Raw genomic sequence first — 18719 nt, 5'->3', positions numbered from 1 at the left:
AACCGCGTCTAATGTTTGAGGTCCTTCATAATCTCGTCAATCGCCCTATCCAGCTGCGGATCTTTTCCGTCTTTGCGGTCCATAAAGGTGTTTTTAACATAGATATCAGGCTTAACACCTTCTTTCTCAATGTCTTTTCCATCGAGCGTAAAACATCCCCAGGAGGGAAGGCGGTACGATGATCCGTCGACCAATCCTTTGGCAGAGGTAAATATGATCCACCGATAGGTCTCCGTTCCGATGATTTTGCCCAGCTTGAGCGCTTTAAACCCGGTGGCGGTCATTTCCGCGTCACTTAGCGATTGCTCATTAACGAGGAGCACGATCGGTTTGGCCGCCGGACCGAAATTGGCTTGCGGGGTGAGCTTACCACCCCGGTATTTCCATTGCAGGTAGGGTTTTTGCGCCAGGAAGTTAAGCACGGCATCGTGCACATTACCCCCCGTATTGTAACGGATATCGAGGATCAGGGCATCGCGTTTATCCGCTTCGCTGACCATTTCGACCAGGAAGGTTTCCAGCTCGCCGCCACTCATGTTTTTCATGTGTACATAAGCGATCTTTTTATCACTGCGGCTATCTACGCGTTCCTGGTTTGTACGGATCCATTCGTCGTACAGGTTGGTTTTCAGCTGACCTGACGATTCCGGGTGTAACTTCACGTCCTGCTGCTTGCCGCCCCGGTCAAACGTAAGCACGATCTCCCGGTCGAGCGACGGCTTGGTAAAATAAGCGTTCCGGTCTGTGTGCTTATCCACCGGCTCGCCGTTCACTTTAACCAAAACATCACCTTTTTGAATATCAGTACCGGTTTTATCCGCGTTGCTCGTTTTGGCGATATAGCTCACACGATAGGGGTCATCATTGTCGAAAATAATACCGGTTTCGAGGGTGCGGTAGTTCAGCCTGGCGGTTTCTTCGCTCCCCGATGAGTTGAAGCCCATGTGCGACGAGTTTAGTTCACCCAGCATGTCGTTAAGCAGGATGCGCAGGTCGGCGCGGTTATTTACGTAAGGTATAAATGCCTGGTAACGGTCGCGGATCTTCGGCCAGTTTACGCCGTGCATCTGGTCATCGTAGAAGTTTTCTTCCAGGTTGGCCCAGGTTTCGTAAAACATCTGGTTAAACTCACCTGCCAGGTTACGGCGAAACTTATAGGTGATGTCCATCTTATCCAGCTTGTTCAGGTCGGGATTGTACTTGTTAATGGCGCCATCCAGCAGCATATAGAACTTTCCGTTGTTCTCGCGGATATCAAAACTGAAACCGTCGCTTACTTTTTCCGTTTTGGGAAGCTCGAAAGTTTCTAACGTAGTGCGGTAAATAGCGGGACGTCCTTCGGAATGCGTGCTTGCATAATATACCGTGGTTTTTTCTCCTTTCTGGAATACGGATGGCCCGAATTGCGCGCCAAATACGGGACCAACTACTTCAAGGCGTTGCATAACACCGTCGGCGTTGATGGTCACCGGCGCTGTTTCGGTTTTTTTCTCTGCGGGGTTTTTTGCCGGCTCTGCCCTGGTGGCAGTGACAGGCTTTTCGTCCTTCTTGTCATCGCTCTTCTTTTCATCCGCTTTAAAAAGCTCGTTGAACTTATCCAGTTTGAAGGGTTCTTCGTATTTGTCGAGCGGCATCCGGTAAATATGGGCATCCTGCAGCCCATAAGGATAGGAAGGTTTTGTGCGTGAAGAGCTCATGTAGATGTGTTTGCCATCCGGCGACCAGTATGGCGACGCCTCGGTAACGCCCGTATTGGTAAGGTTAATGGCCTGGCCGGTCTTCAGGTTAAACACAAAAATGTCCTGCTCAAAGTTCCGTATCGCGGTGTAGAGTACGTATTGTTCGTCGGGAGAGAACGAGGGGGCCGAATTCTGGAATCCCCACAGCTCGTCTTTTACAATAGCTTTACTTTGGAAGCTCTTCAGGTCGAGGGTGCGTACTTCGTCGCGTCCGCTCAGGTATACCGCCATAGTGCGCGACTTGTTAAGGCCGATGTCGCGATTGTTGCGCGCATCTTTAGTGAGCTGTTTTAACCCGCCGCTGCCATTGGCCGCAATGGTGAACAGGTTTTGGTAGCCGCCGTCGGTTTGGTTAAATAGCAGGGTGCGGTTGTCACTCAGCCATTTTACCTCCAATGCCCTTTCGGGCGATTTATTCAGTTTTTGCACGAATTTGCCATCGATATCTGATACGAAGATCTCGCCGCGCGCAACAAACGCCATTTTCTTGCCGTCGGGCGAAATGTCGAAGTTTTCGACCTGGCCACGGACGTCAAAATCCTGTTCCTTGCCAAGCACTGCGTTTCGGAAAATGTCGACGTCCAGCTTATCTGTTTTTTTTGCAGCTACATCATATATGTACAACTGGTAATCTTTTTCGAACACCACCTTACTGCCGTCCGCGCTTACATAAGGCCGCCTGATGGAAGTTTCGAAATTAGTGAGGCGTGTTTTTTTATCATTCACGAAGGTGTACAGGTTGTATTCCTCGTTAAACTCGTCGGACACGAAATAGATATTGCCCTTTTTATCGAGCGTTGCCCAAAAATCCTTCCCGATATAGTCGGTATACTTTTTAAAGACGCCGGTTTTAATGTTATACGATTGGATATCGGGATTATATTCTCCTTTATAACGCTTCCGCTGTGCGAACTGGTTGCTTTCCCAGGTGTCGTTAAAGAAAAGCTCGCCGCTTGACGGATGCGGGAAAACATGATGTACCGTGTTAAAATAGTTGCCGAACAGCCGCCTGGGTGTTCCGCCTTCCGCGGGAACCTGGTATCCTGCATAACCGTTATAGCGGCCGGAGGTGAGGTAAATGGTTTTTGAATCCCAGCTCCAGGAGTCGGGCACGTCATTGGCGTCATGAAAGGTGAGCTGCTTTACATTTCCGCCGGCAAGGGGCATTACGTATATGTCGTTATTGCCAAACTGGTTGGAGGCGAAAGCAAGCCACTTGCCATCCGGCGATACGCGCGGGCTGGTTTCTTCGCCTTGCATGGCCGTAAGCCTGGATGCTGCGGGGTTGCCGGTGCTGACCTTCCAGAGATCGCCTTCATAGCTGAAAATTACCGTGCTGCCATCGGGCGTCAGGGTAGGGTACGAAGCAAAATAAGGTTGGGTGGTTTGGGCGTTCAACGAAAGCCCTGCGGCAAGCAGGCCTAAAAATAATGCGTGAATCTTCATTTGAATATTTATTACCGCCTGGCGGCTGATTAAAATTTCCCGGGATCGGCTTTACCTAAGTTTCCTTTCAATCCATCTTTAACTGCGCCCAGCAATTTTTTATATGCTGATCTTTTATCGCTTAGTATGCTGATTATTTGAAGGAATGTTAAATATAAAGTCTTATTAATGCCGAATATAAAATTATTTCTCAAGGAGACGTGTGAATAAAAGAACATTCTGTTACGTACATGGTAATACGTTCTGAAACTCCATTGATCGAGGAGGTGTGAGTGAAATGCTTTTTTATGGTAGGTGAGGCCCTGTGAACGGTCAATATCCACGATCCTGCTCGCGGGGACCAGCCAGATAGCGCCATTGCGCTGTGTAATGCGGTACGAATATTCCGAATCATCGACATACAGGTAGAACCGTTCATCGGGATATCCAATTTCTCGTACCAGTTCTTTGTGCAGCAGCAGGCCTCCGTACGGCACATAAGGGATCTTTACATGGTCGGCAAAGGGCCCTGTTTTTTTGAACTTACCGAGCAGCTTCAGGTACTGGTTTTTCACGATCCGGAAGAGGTGGAACCCCAGGAAATTGTCGGGCACGAGGTAATACCGGCCGGGATCCTCTCCCATGGCGATCTTAACATGCGGGAGGCGGTCCGTGCGAAAACTAAAAAGCGCTTTCCTGTTAGCGGGGCCGGGAATGGTATCCCAATGATTCAGCAATTCTTCGAGGGCATTGGTGTCCGGCAGGTTGTCGTCATCCAGCAGCCAGATAAAATCGCAGTCAACCTCCTTAAAAGCGTAGCGGATGCCTTGTTGATAACCACCGGCGGATCCGAGGTTCTCCACGTTTTGAAGCAGGATAATGCGATCGTCAAACAATTGCCCGCGAACCGGGTAAGTAGAGCCGTTATCTACCAGTACCACGTTCACTACGGCATCGGCCGCGAGCGCTCTTTTCAGTACCTGTTCCAGGAACTGCCAGCGGTTGCTGTAGGTAAGGGTGACAACGCAGACACGATACCGGTTATTCGACATGGTGTCCTCCCCCGCCTGTGGCACCCCCTCCAAAGGGGGATAAGATACAACCATCCCTGTGGCTTGATGATATGATCGAAGATTGTTTTCGCAACACGGTTCAGTATAGCATATTTGATAACTTAACTGCGGGTAACCTAATCCCCCGTCCGCCTTGGGGAGGATGCTAACGGGCCGGGAGAATAGCATTCCTGGCGCAAATTAACAGAAAAAATGCCCCTTCGCATCGTGTGCCCCAGATTCTGTATTTTAGCGCCGGTGAAGATCGTCCATCTCAATACATATAAAGAAAACGGCGGCGCAGGCCGTGCCTGCCAGCGTCTTAACAAAGCGTTGCGGGAAGAAGGCGTCGATTCTGAGGTATGGATTAATTTCTCATTCAACAGCGGGGATACTGAACGGGTGTTCTCCCGCGGTCTCTTTGGCAGGGCAGTCACCGCGTTCGGGATCATCTTTGAACGGATCGTTGCCAGTTTCCTGCGTAAAAAGGTACCGGTACCTTTCTCTTTTCCCGTTTGGGGCCGCGACATTTCACGGCATCCCGCATTAGCAGGCGCAGACGTGATCCATATCCACTGGATTAACCACGGTTTTCTTCGTCCGAAGGACCTGGCCGCATTGGCCGAACTCGGTAAACCGGTGATATGGACCTTTCATGACAGCAATGCGTTTACCGGCGGCTGCCATGTGCGGTACACCTGCGATCATTTTGAACGCGAGTGCGGCAATTGCCCGGTATTAAAGAATCCCGGGGCCGGCGACTGGTCGCACAAGATCTGGAAAGCAAAAGAACAGGCCTACCGGCGGCTCGGTTATACCGTAATTGCTCCGAGCCGGTGGATGGAGAGTTCTGTAAGGCGCAGCAAGCTGGCCGGGCTGCATCATGTTTACAATATCCCCAATACGCTCGATACCCAAACCTTCCGGCCGCTTCCGAAAGGTCCTTCGCGCAAGGCGCTGGGCCTGCCGGAAGATAAATTCATTATCCTGAGCGGGTTTATGCCTTCCCGCAACGATCTGCACAAGGGTACGCCCTACCTGCTGGAAGCGCTCGGCCTCATCATCAGTAAATATGGCGTCCCGCGCGAGGAAGTGGCCCTGCTTGTTTTCGGTAACCGCGATGCGAAGAACGTGCCGGAATTCCCCGTGGCTGCCACTTTCCTGGGCACCATTGCCGGCGACGACAAGCTAACCCTTTGTTATAGCGCGGCGGATGTGTTTGTTACGCCTTCACTGGAAGATAACCTGCCTAACACCGTAATGGAAAGCCTTTCCTGCGGCACCCCGGTGGTGGCATTTACCACGGGTGGTATTCCTGATATGGTGGATCACCTGCAAAGCGGGTTCCTGGCAGAATATCGCTCCGCTGACGACCTGGCACAAGGCATTCAGTGGGTGTACAATCACCACGACCGGCAGAAATTAGGGGAACAGGCCCGGAGTACGGTAATGCAGCGCTTTTCGGAGAAAGTGATCGCGCGGCAGCACATCTCGCTGTATAACCGGGTGCTCGATCCTGGTTTTGCAGACTTCCAGCCGGTGCTCACCGTGATCACGGTGGTGTACAACGATGTGCGGCATATAGAAAGGACAATACGTTCGGTAACGGGCCAGACCTGGAAAAATATCGAGTACCTGGTAATAGACGGCGGTTCCACAGACGGTACGCTGGAAATAATTAAGCGATATGCAGGCCGCATCACCGGCTGGGTTTCCGAGCCTGATCAAGGCATTTATGATGCCATGAATAAGGGGCTCCGGATGGCTACCGGCGACTATGTATTGTTTATGAATTCGGGAGATGAGTTTTACTCGCCCGCTACCGTGCGGCAGGTTTTTTCGGCTTCGCCGGATGCCGACATCTACTACGGTGAAACGGAGATGCTGGGGCCTGATCTCGCGAATCTCGGCAGGCGGCGCCATGCTTCACCGGAAAAGCTGGCTCATGGCAGTTTTAAATACGGCATGAGCGTAAGCCACCAGGCGATCTATATCCGCCGGGCGCTTTTGCAGCCTTTTGATGCCGCATACCAATTGAGCGCGGATATCGATTCCATTCTCCATGCCATTAAAAGGGCCGGGAAAATTGTGAATACCCGCCGTTATGTGGCTAAATACCTGGTAGGTGGTATGTCAAAGAAAAAGCACCGGCAGAGCCTGAAAGAGCGGTTCGGGATCTTTAGCAAGCATTACGGGCTGTTGCCAAATTTGTTTAACCACGCAGTCATCGCAACAAAGCTGGCCTGGTATTATTTGGTTCACAGGAGGACAAATGATTAGGGTGGAGATGGAAATCCGCGTCCTTTGCCGGAAATACTGCCCTACCACATAAACGTTGAACCGCGGGAAATTAAACATCCTATTTTGCACATTATGATCATCAGCGCGTTACGACTCCTTTTGTACCCGTTTTCCCTGCTGTACGGCCTGGTGGTCATTGTCCGCAACTTTTTGTATGACCGGGGTTGGCTTGCCAGCCGGCGTTTCCCGCTGCCGGTTATATCAGTGGGTAATCTCGATGTAGGCGGTACTGGTAAAAGCCCCATGACCGAGTACCTGGTACGGCTCTTAAAAGATACCTGCCGTGTAGCGGTCCTCAGCCGCGGTTATGGGCGCAAGACTACCGGGTACCTCGAGCTCACCGCAGAAACCCCGGCATCGGAAGGCGGAGATGAGCCTGTGCAGATCCGGCGCAAGTTTAATGACGTTACCGTAGCGGTTTGCGAAGACCGGGTAGCCGGCATCGAACGGCTTTGTTCTTCGCACGACGTAGTGATTCTCGACGATGCCTACCAGCACCGTGCCGTAAAGCCTGGCCTCAGCCTGGTACTGATGGAATACGGCAAGCTTTGGAATTTGCGGATGCTGCTTCCTGCCGGCAGCCTGCGCGAGCCTTTTGCGGGACGGAAACGGGCCGACCTGGTGGTGGTCACCAAAGCGCCGGCAGCACTTACGGAGCATGATATGGAACGCGCCGCGCGGCGGATCGGCTTATATCCCGGTCAGCGGCTGTTCTTTTCGTACCTGCAATACCACGATCTGCAGTCGCTGGATGGCGCCGGCAGTAAGCCGCTCAACACTATTGCTGCCGGAGAAGTGGTGGTGCTCTTAACCGGTATAGCGAATCCGGCGCCCCTGGTGGCCGAGCTGAATAAGTATACCTCGTCAATTATTCACCTTTCGTTTCCCGACCATCACGCGTATACCCAAAAAAATATTGCTAAACTTGCAGCTGACGGGAAGGGCCGCCTGATCATTACCACGGAAAAAGATGCGCAGCGGTTGTACTCGCCGGCATTGGCCGAAACACTAAAGGGCCTCCGGGTGTATTATCTTCCGGTAACGGCAAAGATCCACCCCCCGGGCGAAACAGCGTTTAACGAGATCATTATTAACTATGTCAATACAAGATATCTATAGTACCGCCGGGTACATCAAAAAACGGGTCGGTGATTTTGAACCAGAGATCGGCATCATTCTCGGCACAGGGCTGGGCGGGCTGGTAGACGACATCGAGATCAGTCATAAGCTGATGTATGCCAATATCCCGGGGTTTCCCATCTCTACGGTGGAGTTTCACTCCGGGCGGCTAATCTTCGGCACCCTCAGCGGAAAGCGGGTGGTGGCCATGCAGGGACGGCTGCATTATTACGAGGGATACTCGATGCAGCAGATCACGTTCCCGGTACGGGTAATGAAAATGCTTGGTATTACGCGCCTGTTCGTGTCCAATGCCAGCGGCAGCCTAAACCCGGGCTTTAGCACCGGCGACCTCATGGTGATCCGCGACCATATCAACCTGCAGCCCGAAAACCCGCTTCGCGGGAGCAATTACGACGAATTCGGCCCGCGATTCCCGGACATGAATGTGCCTTATGACGAGGACATGATCCAAAAAGCGCTCACTATTGCCGCCAGCAACAATATTACCTGCCACCAGGGAGTTTATGTTTCCGTGAGCGGACCCAATCTCGAGACCCGGTCGGAATATAAATATTTGCGCATCATCGGCGGCGACGCCGTGGGGATGAGCACCGTGCCCGAAGTGATAGTGGCGCGCCACATGGGGCTGCCGGTATTCGCCATTTCCGTGCTTACCGACGAAGGCTTTCACGAGGTGCTTAAGCCGGTGTCGCTGGAAGAGATCATTCGCGTGGCTACCGAAGCGGAACCCAAGATGACCACCATACTAAAAGAATTGATTGCCGGTTTATAACATGTCGAGATCTGTATGCCTGTTTGTTTTCCTGGCGCTTTTCGGGCTTACCGGATATCGGGCAACGGCCCAGACACCGCAACCCACCGTGAAGAAACCCGATGCCTCCGCGGAGATCGATTCGCTGCGGCAGAGAGAAGAAAGCACCCAGGATACCGTAATATTTACTTCTAAATACATCCGGTATACGAGGCTGAAATTCCTTGACGACAGTACGTACACGCTGCCTATCGACACTTCGCTGCGTAACGCACAGCATTACAACCCGCAGAACAATCCTTTTTCGCCATCCATTCACCTCGGTAACGGCGGGCTTTCTTCGCGCGACCTGTTATATACCCCCCGGAAAAATATCGGCTTTGATGCCGGTTTCCATGCGCTCGACCGCTTTTTATACACCCAGGATTCGGTGAACTATTACCGTGCCCGCACGCCTTTTACCGAACTGTATTATGTGAACGGCGGCCAGGTAGAACAGTACTTTAACCTGATCCATACGCAGAATGTGAAGCCGAACCTAAATGTAGGCGCCTCTTATAAACGGATCGGGGCAGATGGTTTTTACCGCACCCAGCGCGGCGATCATACGAATGTTACGGTGTTCACCTGGTACCGGTCTAAAAATAAGCGCTATAACCTGCTTGCTAATGCCTTGTTTAACACGCTGCGTGCCGGGGAAAATGGCTCGATCCTGAACGACAGTATTTTCACGTCTTCAAATGAGAACGGTTTTGGCCCGCAAACCGAGCCGACGCGTTTGGTTGGCACCGGTACCAACCGGCCGGTACAGAGCTGGAAAGAACGCGAGCTGTTTATGAAGCATTTTTATTACCTCGGGCGGCTCGACAGTCTTAACGGCGATTCAGCTACCGCGGTGCTTCCTACCCAGCGTGTTACCTATTCGCTTCACTATACCAACGCACAATATAAGTTCTTTCGAAATGAACCGGATACCTATGGCGCTTTCCCGGCAGGAATGGTGAATAGCACGGTGCTGGTTACCAACGATTCTACATCGGTAAAAACGCTGGCCAACGAGTTCTCCTACAGTTTTTACCTCCGCGGGAAATCGGTGAGCTTTCTCAAAAATGAGGTAAAGCTGGATGTGGGCCTGCTGCATGAGCTGGTCCAGTACCGGCAGGTGAGCGACAGCATGACCGTAAGGAAACTGTCTTTCCAGAACATCACGTTAAAAGGCAACGCGGGGTATCGTTTCAGCGACCGTGTTTCGCTGGTGGCAGACCTGCAGCAGGTAATGGCGGGACGAAGCTTCGGAAATTTCCTCTACGAGGCTAATGCAAGCATTATGCTGAGCCGCTCGGTAGGAAAGGTGGTGCTGGGCGCCTACCTGCTGAACCGTACTCCCGAGGAGATATACCGCAATACAGACTACCAGTTCCATAAATGGAATGCAGACCTCGACGACAGCAAGATCACCAGCCTTTCCTTTAGCTACCAGAACCCGAAGTACTTTTTTAATGCTAAGGCAGAATACCTGTTGCTAAACAATTATACCTATCTGCGTGAAACCGCGGTAGATAAACAGGTGGAACCGGTGCAATCGTCTGCTAATATCAGCTTGTTGAAGGTATCGGCAGCCAAGGATTTCAGGTTCGGGAGCTTTGGGTCGGAGAATTACGCGGTGTACCAGAAAACAGATGCGCAGGATGTACTGCGCACCCCGGAACTTTATCTCTACAACAGCTTCTATTACAGCAGAAGGATCTTTAAATCGATCGATGCGCAAGCCGGTTTTGATTCGAGGTATAACACCTCTTTTGCGGCCCCGGCATACGCCATCGATATCAGCCAGTTTTATAACGACCGCAGTGCGACCTCTTTTTCTTCCTACCCGGTGATTGACGTCTGGCTTAAAGTGTCACTTCGCCGTGCTACGATCTTCTTAAAGAACAACTACATTAACCAGGGACTTTTCTCTAAAGGCTACTATACGGTAAACCGTTACCCCATGCCGGGGAGTAAATTCTTGTTTTCGGTAAAATGGGATTTTTATAATTAAGCTGCCGGGGGGCAGTTATCAGCTCCTGTAAATGCGCGACGCCGGGCCTGTATGCTGGCAACTTCCTACGTTTTCTGCTTCTTCTTCTTTGCCGCCGGGAACAGTACATTGTTCAGGATCAGGCGGTAGCCCGGGGAGTTGGGATGCAGGTTAAGGTCGGTAGGCGGATCGTTCACCATATGCTGGTAGTCTTCGGGATCGTGACCGCCGTAAAAGGTAAACTGCCCTTTGCCGTATTCGCCATGGATATAGCGGGCCTCACCGGCCGCTTTATTTTCGCCCATCACCAGTACATCCGGCTTAACGAGGCTTTTGCGGAACGCAGTGGTTTGTCCCATAAAGCCTTTAATCACTTTATCATGATTTTGGGTAAGCATGGTAGGCACGGCGTCCCACTTGGCAGAGAAATCGAATAAGGTAAAGAAGTCGTTGCTTTGGTCGAGCGTACGTGTACGGCCCGTTACGTCGATATTGGAGAATTCGTATTCGTACGGGTCGAAATTAAGCTTGAAATCTTTAAAAGCAAACGTCTTCCCGTAATCGAGTTTAGACTGTGCGTTCGGATCTGCTCCGTCGCCATCGAACATGCTTTCGCAGATGTCTACCCCATCCGCCGCCAGGGCGATATCGAAGCTATCCGTTCCTGAGCACATGGCGAACAGGAACCCGCCATTGGAACAAAAATCCCGGATGCCTTTGGCTACGGCGAGCTTCATTTCTGATACCTTCTTAAAACCGTTCTTTTTAGCCGCGGCCTCCTGGATGCGCACATCTTCTATATACCAGGCTACATTGCGGTAAACGGACCAGAAACGGCCATATTGCCCGGTGAAATCCTCGTGGTGGAGGTGCAGCCAGTCGTATTTTGAGAGGTCGCCTTTAAGTACATCGTCGTCATAGATCAGGTCGTAAGGAATTTCCGCGTAATTGAGCACCAGGGTTACGGCATCGTCCCATGGCAGCTTATTTTTAGGGCTGTAAACCGCGATCTTCGGTGCTTTCTCCAGTTTCACCAGGTCCATATTCACCTGCGGATCAACGATCTCGTTCAGGATCCCGTTCACCTGCACGTCCGTGATCACGGTGTATGACACGCCCCTGATCTTACACTCGTTCTCTATTGCCTGTGCATATTTGGTCATGAAGCTGCCGCCGCGGTAGTTAAGAAGCCAGTCTGTTTCGAGACCGTTCTGCAGCGTCCAGAAGGCGATGCCATAAGCTTTGAGGTGATTTTTCTGGGCTTCGTCCATGGGAATAAGAATGGACGCTCCCTTTGAGACGGCCGATAACAGCAATAGTAAACCGATTAAAATTCGTTTCATCATCTTAATTAACGTTCAAAGCCTTTTAAAGGTACAAAGATTTATAAACTCATTCAAATACCGTTCGTTATCCATACAACGCAGGGAGTGTGCGGGCCGGTCAATTACAAATATAAATTTTATTACCTTTGACTTTAAGTAAAACAAATATGAGTAAAGCAGTTATCAGAACCGAAAAAGGAGACATGACGGTAGCGTTCTACGACAAGGACGCGCCAAATACCGTGGCCAATTTTTTAAAGCTCTCAAAGGAAGGCTTTTACAATGGAGTGACTTTTCACCGCGTGATCCCCGATTTCGTGATCCAGGGCGGCGACCCTACCGGTACCGGCGCAGGCGGATCGGGCACCCGTATTAAATGTGAGCTTACCGGCGATAATCAATACCATGATCGCGGCGTGTTATCTATGGCCCATGCGGGAAGAGATACCGGCAGCTCCCAGTTTTTTATCTGCCACAGCCGCCGCAATACAGCGCACCTCGATCGTAACCATACCTGCTTCGGTAAAGTGGTAGACAATGTGGACGTGGTCGACGCCATCCGCGTTGGCGATAAGATTTTAGGAATTGATGTGATTGAAGAATAGACTATGAACTTACGTGGAATTATATCCGTATCCGGGAAACCTGGCCTGCATAAGCTGGTGGGACAAAATAAATCAGGTTTTATTCTGGAAAGCCTGGATGCGGCTAAAGTAAAACTGGTAGTGAACATGTCCACTTCCAAACTTGCTTCACTGGAAGATATTACCGTTTTTGGTGAAGATGACGACCTCAAGCTGATCGACATCCTCGAGAACATGAAATCGGCCAACCTGGTACCCGATCCGAAACAAGCCGACGGCGCTGCGCTTCGGAACTTCTTTAGGGAGGTTGCCCCTTCGCATGACGAAGAACGGGTATATGCTTCAGATATCAAAAAGATTTTATCCTGGTTTCATATCCTGAAGGACCTTCCGCTTTTCGGCGAGGAAGCACCGGTCGAAGAAGAAGCAGGCTCTCCATTAGAAGCCGCCGCCCGAAAACAGCAGGAAGCTGCCGTTCATGAAGAGAAATCGAAGCCTGTACAAAAGGCCGCCGGAAAAGGATCCAACAGGCTGCCGAGAAAGGCAAGTTAAGTGGGAGTGATCGGCTATCAGTGATCAGTTGCCAGTTGTCAGTTCCTTTAATGCGCTATAAAGAACTGATAACTGACAACTGATCACTGACAACTAAAACAAATAAATAATTCCAAAAACGATCGCTAAGGTGATCAGCACCACGATCCAGAATCGTTTTTGTTCTTTATCGGTATCGGTTCCGCGGTACCGGTATTTTCTCCGGAATTGGTTTGGGTCAAGGGCCATGGCTTGCAGGTCGGTTAGTTTATTTATGGTGATAAGGCTCTCCTTTAAGGATAGTAAAAGCACGGTAAAGCTGCTCGATAAAGAACAGCCGCACCATTTGATGCGAGAACGTCATTTTAGATAGAGAAAGCTTTTCGGCGGCACGCCGGTGCAGGCTGTTATCAAATCCATAGGGGCCACCCACCACGAATACCAGGTGTTGCACATTAGCGAGCATCTTTTTTTGCAGCAGACCCGAAAAACCAACCGATGAAAGGTCCTGTCCATGTTCATCCAGCAATACGAGGTGATCTGCCGGTGAGAGATGTTTGGAGATCAGCTCTGCTTCCGCGATCTTTTGCTGGCTTTCGGTGAGGTTTTTAGTGCTCTTCAGCTCGGGAAGTTCCTGTACGCGGAAACTAACGTAAAGCTTTAGACGTTTCAGGTACTTTTCCATCCCTTCCTTTAAATAGTTATCCTCAGTTTTGCCGGTTACCAGCAGGGTGATTTTCATCGCACAAAGGTAATGAAGATCATTTTATATGAGGATGACCAGGGAAGGCAGATTCCATAAACCGGTTCGACGTTGAACGTAATATGTTCTTATCCCGCTTTAAACAACGCAGTTAAGGTCCCAAACCTCCAACGTCAAACCGCTAACGTTTACGGTACACTAATATACACTGTATCCAGTTTCGCGTCTTCCTGCTCTATCATCGGTTTTACTTTGCATTGACCGGTGACGCCACGATGCACCAGGAAACCGCCGAGGGCAAGTTCGCCAAGCGCAAGCATGGGATGTGAAAACAAGTTGGTAATGCCACGCACAAAGATAAAGCTGCCGCTGCCGATAGACAGGATGCGCTCACTTTTGCTTACGTTGGTAAACTCGTTCTCTTCGAGCAGGGGGCCATTAAAGGCGTTCGATAATTTTTCGGTGATTATTGAAGTATCCATGTTTTTCGGTAGATGATATGAGTACTAACACCAATATATAGCAGACTGTTTTAGGAGATTATCAGCGGATCACCGTGATTGAGCCCGAGCGCGACAGGTGCTTCGATTCGCCATCAATGCCCGTGATCAGGTAATAGTAGGTGCCAACAGGGACTTCGGCCTCGCGAAAAGTGCCTTTCCAATTGTTAAAAATGTCCGACGATTCAAAAAGCAACGTTCCCCAGCGGTTAAAAATACGGATGTGATAGTTGGAGATGTTCAGGAGGGTGACTACAAACTCGTCGTTCACCCCATCATTATTGGGAGTGAACGTATTAGGCACAAAAATGAACCCATACTCGCGGACCGCGAATCTTCCCTGGATGACAGACATACTGCATACATCCTGGTTGGTGGCGGTAAGCTTTACTTTATAGTCGCCATTTTTACTGTAAGTATGTTCGGGGTTTTCTTCTGTAGAGGTAGAACCATCGCCAAAATCCCACAAGTAGTTGGTGGCGTTCCTGGAGTTGTTGGTGAATTTTACCGTGGTGGGATTGGCGAGCATGCCGGGAGAGCCGGGGCTGGTGGAGAATGCGGCGACCGGTCTTTCGAGTACTCCGGTCACATCAATAGAAACCGTTTCGCTGGTACAACCGAAGTTATCGAGGTATACGGTATATGTTCCGCCCTCCTGCCCGCTTTTTACCGGGACCAGCAGCACCGGCTTTTTTCCAACATACGAAAAATTGTTCGGACCGTTCCAGTGATAAAGCGAGCTGGGAAATTCTGTGACGCTCAGCCGGATCGTATCGTCAATGCAATAGCGCTGACTGGAAGCCGTAACAATGGGCCGCGTAGGTGTAAGCCCCACGTTAAAGGTTACTGTCGACATCGTTTTACACCCTTCAAAACCCGTCGCCTCCAGCACGACCGTTTTAACGCCCAGCTTCCTGTAGGTAACGGGCACATTGACATTGGTGGTGGAGGCAGTTATGCTGGCGTCATCCGCTTCTCCGAAGATCCACCTGATAGACGAGGTCTCGCTGTTTGGCGTAGTGGTGAAGGAAAACGATTGTCCCGCCAGGCAGGGACTATTCTCTGTAAGCGTGATGGACGCTTCGGGGCCGACAAAACGGGCGGTGCCTGCTTTGCCTGCCTGGTCGGTAAAAGCCAGTGAAAAGCCGTTATTCTGGCTGTAAGGATTGTTAACAAGCAAGGCATAAACATGTCCCTTCACCAGGTCGACGTATTTAACTTTCCCGTCTTTAACCTGGCCGGGCGTATTGCACCCCCCGTCTTCGGAGAGGTCCTGGGAGTTAAAATCCAGCCCCGTTTTGTAATAAGGAGCATCCCTGGGACAGTTTATGAGCTGGCCGTTGCCGGCTGCACAGCGTAATACGGTCCTGGTACCGCAATCGCCGGAAATGCCGAGATCGAAGAAGGCCCAGTCTATATCGTCGGAGGTTACCGTGGGCGTAATGGTGAATACGAATGTGCCGTTATTGGCGGCGGTAAACTTGTACCAGGCCGAGTTCGATTCCGACCGCCCTAAGTTGTCGACCAGGCAAGTGCCCTGGCCCTCGTTGAGCACTGCCCCCGGGCCTGTAATATCAATTTCGCGAACGGTTTCCATGCTGCACAGGCGCTTCGCGCTGATGCAATCCTGCCCTGCCCTCACGGGCGAATCCCGGTTTTCGATGCAGATCTTGAAAGTGCCCCGGGTGGCGCCGCTGACGCGTACATAATAGGTCCTGCCAATGGTGAGCTGACCCTCATACAGTGTAACTACGTTATCCGCACTCACAGACTTGCCGACCACCTCGTTGTATGTGCCGCCCGGCCCGGCACAGTTTGCGTACATATTAATTTGCGGCGACCGGAGCGTACCTCCTTGTCCCTCGCCATAAACGGTAAAGTATACATCGTAGGCGTGCCTGGGTGTGTAAGTGAACCATACATCATTTTCCCCGCCTTTAAACGTAGGGGTGGACCCTGTGCTGGTAAAAGCATTGTCGCCCGAGCAATATTCTTTTTCGCTGGGCAGTTCGATGGCTTCCCCGCATTCGTCATTCTCCGGCGTTTGCGCAAAGGCCTCCCGTAAAAACAGACAAAAGAAAATAAGCAGGGTAAACTTTTTAACCATAGAGGGGCATCCCAAAAGTAAAACTAAACGCTCCGACTATTAACGGTTTGCGGTTAAATAAATTTTGTAATAGTCGTGCTTCCTTATGGCATAATACGTGTACTTATAACATTTTGCGACAAGCGGTATTGGGGCGCGTAAGGTAGTATATAACAAAACCGTCTCATAAGCGCTATGAGACGGTTGTATGTTTATTAATTAGGCCGCTTAGTGCTGCTCCTGTTTCATTCGAATGATGTTGAGCGCCGCGCCCGCTTTAAACCATTCGATCTGCTGCTCATTGTAAGTATGGTTTACATCGAACGAATCTTCGGTGCCATCATCATGGTGCAGTACCACGGTGAGCGGTTTGCCCGGGGTAAATTCGGTTAATCCTTTTACATCGACCGTGTCGTTTTCGCGTACCTTGTCGTAGTCTTTCGGATCGGCGAAGGTAATCCCCAGCATGCCTTGTTTTTTCAGGTTGGTTTCGTGGATACGGGCGAAAGATTTTACCAGGATCACACGTACGCCCAGGTGGCGTGGTTCCATCGCCGCGTGCTCGCGGGACGAGCCTTCGCCGTAGTTTTCGTCGCCGACCACGATAGTGCCAATGCCGGCTGCTTTGTAAGCACGTTGTGTAGCGGGTACGGGTCCGTATTCGCCGGTAACCTGGTTCTTTACATGGTCGGGAGTATCATTAAAGTAGTTAATGGCCCCGATGAGCATGTTATTCGAAATATTGTCCAGGTGGCCACGGAACTTAAGCCATGGACCAGCCATAGAAATATGGTCGGTAGTACATTTACCTTTTGCCTTGATGAGGAGCTTGAGGCCGGTAAGATCGGTGCCCTCCCAAACGGGAAAAGGCGCCAGGAGCTGTAAGCGGCTCGATCGCTGGTCTACCAGTACCTCTACCGTACTGCCGTCTATCGCGGGAGCCTGGTAGCCTGCGTCCTCTACTGCGTAACCCAATGTCGGCATCTCCAATCCCTGCGGCTCGTCCAGTCGTACTTCCTGGCCATCTTCGTTAATCAGCGAATCGGTAAGCGGGTTAAAGGTAAGCGATCCCGCTATGGCGAGTGCTGTTACCATTTCCGGGGATGCTACGAAAGCGTGGGTATTTGGGTTTCCGTCGGCACGTTTTGCAAAATTCCTGTTAAAGGAGGTAATAATTGAATTCTTTTCCTGGAGATCCGCACCATGACGGGCCCACTGGCCGATACAGGGCCCGCAGGCGTTTGCCAGCACCACGCCGCCAATTTTCTCGAAAGTATCGAGGTAGCCATCACGTTCTACGGTATAGCGTACCAGCTCGGAGCCCGGCGTTACGGTATATTCGGATTTCGCGATCAGTTTTTTATCGATCGCCTGCTGGGCGAGTGACGCTGCACGTGTGATATCTTCATAAGAAGAGTTGGTGCATGAACCGATCAGCCCTACATCAAGCTTAGCCGGCCAGTTGTGCTCTTTTACCGCTTGCGCGAATTTAGAGATTGGCCATGCCAGGTCCGGGGTAAACGGACCGTTGATGTGTGGTTCAAGTTCTGAGAGGTTTATTTCGATCACCTGGTCGAAGTAAGCCTCAGGATTGTTGTATACTTCTTCGTCGCCGGTAAGGTGTGCTGCTACTTCGTTGGCCAGGTCGGCAATTTCCGCGCGTTTGGTGCCACGGAGGTAAGCTTCAGATTTTTCGTCGTAACCGAAGATGGAAGTAGTCGCCCCGATCTCCGCTCCCATGTTGCAGATGGTGGCTTTGCCGGTAGCCGACATGGAGCGTGCTCCTTCGCCGAAATATTCAACGATGTACCCGGTGCCGCCTTTTACGGTGAGGATACCGGCTACTTTAAGGATAACGTCTTTGGCCGCGGTCCAGCCGGAGAGTTTACCGGTAAGCTTTACGCCGATCAATTTAGGGAATTTCAGTTCCCAGGCGAATCCGGCCATCACGTCGCAGGCATCTGCACCGCCTACGCCGATAGCCACCATTCCAAGTCCGCCGGCATTTGGAGTGTGAGAGTCGGTACCGATCATCATACCTCCCGGGAAAGCATAATTTTCGAGCACTACCTGGTGAATAATGCCAGCCCCGGGTTTCCAGAATCCTAATCCGTATTTGTTGGAAACGGATGAGAGGAAGTCGTACACTTCTTTATTGGTGGTATTGGCGGTGGCGAGGTCCTGGTCGGCGCCGATCTTTGCCTGGATCAGGTGGTCGCAATGTACAGTAGACGGTACCGCTACCTTCGGCCGGCCGGCCTGCATAAACTGCAGCAGCGCCATTTGCGCTGTAGCATCCTGCATGGCCACCCGGTCTGGTGCGAAATCAACGTAAGTAACGCCGCGCTCATATGCCTGGGTGGCGTCGCCTGCCCACAAATGGCTGTATAAAATCTTTTCAGTAAGTGTTAAGGGTTTGTTTACGGATTTACGTGCGGCCTCAATTCGGGCGCCCATTGAACCGTAAACTTTCCTGATCATGTCTAAATCAAATGCCATGGCCGAATAGTTTGGGTACCAATTTATTTTGCGAAATTACGAAATAAGGGGGGGAAAAGG

14 protein-coding genes are annotated in these 18719 nt (G+C 51.0%); 6 read left to right on the top strand and 8 right to left on the bottom strand.

Going from position 1 to position 18719, the window contains the following annotated elements; translation table 11 throughout:
• Positions 1-8: 8 nt before the first annotated feature.
• Both GS398_RS19490 and GS398_RS19485 read right to left on the bottom strand, forming a co-directional pair.
• The gene (locus GS398_RS19490) at positions 9-3185 is read right to left on the bottom strand and encodes a S41 family peptidase (protein WP_160908498.1); all 3177 of its coding nucleotides are present in this window, start codon (positions 3183-3185) and stop codon (positions 9-11) included.
• Positions 3186-3214: 29 nt separating this feature from the next.
• Positions 3215-4270 (bottom strand): glycosyltransferase, encoded by a 1056-nt coding sequence (locus GS398_RS19485; protein WP_237488258.1) that lies wholly within the window; start codon positions 4268-4270, stop codon positions 3215-3217.
• A 204-nt stretch (positions 4271-4474) separates the two neighbouring features.
• Between GS398_RS19485 and GS398_RS22895 the strand changes: the two genes are divergently transcribed.
• The 4 genes from GS398_RS22895 to GS398_RS19465 all read left to right on the top strand — a co-directional run bounded on the left by GS398_RS22895 (position 4475) and on the right by GS398_RS19465 (position 10452).
• Positions 4475-6496 carry a glycosyltransferase gene (locus tag GS398_RS22895; protein WP_369410280.1) on the top strand — a complete coding sequence of 674 codons (2022 nt, stop codon included), beginning with the start codon at positions 4475-4477 and terminating at the stop codon, positions 6494-6496.
• 93 nt (positions 6497-6589) lie between these two features.
• A complete protein-coding gene (gene lpxK, locus GS398_RS19475; protein WP_160908496.1) occupies positions 6590-7636 on the top strand; it encodes a tetraacyldisaccharide 4'-kinase in 1047 nt (348 codons plus the stop codon).
• Positions 7614-8432, top strand: coding sequence for a purine-nucleoside phosphorylase (locus GS398_RS19470; RefSeq protein WP_160908495.1), 819 nt, complete (start codon positions 7614-7616; stop codon positions 8430-8432). The genes lpxK and GS398_RS19470 overlap by 23 nt, the downstream gene beginning before the upstream one ends.
• Position 8433: 1 nt before the next feature.
• The gene (locus GS398_RS19465) at positions 8434-10452 is read left to right on the top strand and encodes a putative porin (RefSeq protein ID WP_160908494.1); all 2019 of its coding nucleotides are present in this window, start codon (positions 8434-8436) and stop codon (positions 10450-10452) included.
• Between the two features lie 65 nt (positions 10453-10517).
• Here GS398_RS19465 and GS398_RS19460 read toward each other — a convergent pair whose 3' ends face one another.
• Positions 10518-11774, bottom strand: a complete 1257-nt coding sequence (locus GS398_RS19460; RefSeq protein ID WP_439649231.1) for an asparagine synthetase B — start codon at positions 11772-11774, stop codon at positions 10518-10520.
• A gap of 149 nt (positions 11775-11923) precedes the next feature.
• Here GS398_RS19460 and GS398_RS19455 point away from each other — a divergent pair, with 149 nt between their 5' ends.
• A complete protein-coding gene (locus GS398_RS19455) occupies positions 11924-12361 on the top strand; it encodes a peptidylprolyl isomerase (protein ID WP_160908493.1) in 438 nt (145 codons plus the stop codon).
• A gap of 3 nt (positions 12362-12364) precedes the next feature.
• Positions 12365-12892 carry a DUF5606 family protein gene (locus GS398_RS19450; protein WP_160908492.1) on the top strand — a complete coding sequence of 176 codons (528 nt, stop codon included), beginning with the start codon at positions 12365-12367 and terminating at the stop codon, positions 12890-12892.
• Between the two features lie 93 nt (positions 12893-12985).
• On the opposite strand, the gene GS398_RS22730 is transcribed toward GS398_RS19450, so the two are convergent.
• The 5 genes from GS398_RS22730 to GS398_RS19430 all read right to left on the bottom strand — a co-directional run bounded on the left by GS398_RS22730 (position 12986) and on the right by GS398_RS19430 (position 18659).
• The gene (locus GS398_RS22730; RefSeq protein ID WP_255494218.1) at positions 12986-13120 is read right to left on the bottom strand and encodes a hypothetical protein; all 135 of its coding nucleotides are present in this window, start codon (positions 13118-13120) and stop codon (positions 12986-12988) included.
• Positions 13121-13139: 19 nt separating this feature from the next.
• A complete protein-coding gene (rlmH, locus tag GS398_RS19445; RefSeq protein WP_160908491.1) occupies positions 13140-13613 on the bottom strand; it encodes a 23S rRNA (pseudouridine(1915)-N(3))-methyltransferase RlmH in 474 nt (157 codons plus the stop codon).
• A 149-nt stretch (positions 13614-13762) separates the two neighbouring features.
• Positions 13763-14056 carry a YgaP family membrane protein gene (locus GS398_RS19440; RefSeq protein WP_160908490.1) on the bottom strand — a complete coding sequence of 98 codons (294 nt, stop codon included), beginning with the start codon at positions 14054-14056 and terminating at the stop codon, positions 13763-13765.
• 61 nt (positions 14057-14117) lie between these two features.
• Positions 14118-16181 carry a T9SS type B sorting domain-containing protein gene (locus GS398_RS19435; protein ID WP_160908489.1) on the bottom strand — a complete coding sequence of 688 codons (2064 nt, stop codon included), beginning with the start codon at positions 16179-16181 and terminating at the stop codon, positions 14118-14120.
• A gap of 207 nt (positions 16182-16388) precedes the next feature.
• A complete protein-coding gene (locus GS398_RS19430) occupies positions 16389-18659 on the bottom strand; it encodes an aconitate hydratase (RefSeq protein ID WP_160908488.1) in 2271 nt (756 codons plus the stop codon).
• Positions 18660-18719 lie beyond the last annotated feature (60 nt).

The organism is Hufsiella ginkgonis, assembly GCF_009834915.1.
Classification (GTDB): Bacteria; Bacteroidota; Bacteroidia; order Sphingobacteriales; family Sphingobacteriaceae; genus Hufsiella; species Hufsiella ginkgonis.
Note: the sequence above shows the minus strand (reverse complement) of the source record. Positions and strands in the feature narration are given on the sequence as shown.

Coding starts and splice junctions, on each gene's coding strand:
- GS398_RS19490 (WP_160908498.1), bottom strand. CDS start 3,185: ATGAAGATTCACGCATTATTTTTAGGCCTGCTTGCCGCAGGGCTTTCG.
- GS398_RS19485 (WP_237488258.1), bottom strand. CDS start 4,270: ATGGTTGTATCTTATCCCCCTTTGGAGGGGGTGCCACAGGCGGGGGAG.
- lpxK (WP_160908496.1), top strand. CDS start 6,590: ATGATCATCAGCGCGTTACGACTCCTTTTGTACCCGTTTTCCCTGCTG.
- GS398_RS19470 (WP_160908495.1), top strand. CDS start 7,614: ATGTCAATACAAGATATCTATAGTACCGCCGGGTACATCAAAAAACGG.
- GS398_RS19465 (WP_160908494.1), top strand. CDS start 8,434: ATGTCGAGATCTGTATGCCTGTTTGTTTTCCTGGCGCTTTTCGGGCTT.
- GS398_RS19460 (WP_439649231.1), bottom strand. CDS start 11,774: ATGAAACGAATTTTAATCGGTTTACTATTGCTGTTATCGGCCGTCTCA.
- GS398_RS19455 (WP_160908493.1), top strand. CDS start 11,924: ATGAGTAAAGCAGTTATCAGAACCGAAAAAGGAGACATGACGGTAGCG.
- GS398_RS19450 (WP_160908492.1), top strand. CDS start 12,365: ATGAACTTACGTGGAATTATATCCGTATCCGGGAAACCTGGCCTGCAT.
- GS398_RS22730 (WP_255494218.1), bottom strand. CDS start 13,120: ATGGCCCTTGACCCAAACCAATTCCGGAGAAAATACCGGTACCGCGGA.
- rlmH (WP_160908491.1), bottom strand. CDS start 13,613: ATGAAAATCACCCTGCTGGTAACCGGCAAAACTGAGGATAACTATTTA.
- GS398_RS19440 (WP_160908490.1), bottom strand. CDS start 14,056: ATGGATACTTCAATAATCACCGAAAAATTATCGAACGCCTTTAATGGC.
- GS398_RS19435 (WP_160908489.1), bottom strand. CDS start 16,181: ATGGTTAAAAAGTTTACCCTGCTTATTTTCTTTTGTCTGTTTTTACGG.
- GS398_RS19430 (WP_160908488.1), bottom strand. CDS start 18,659: ATGGCATTTGATTTAGACATGATCAGGAAAGTTTACGGTTCAATGGGC.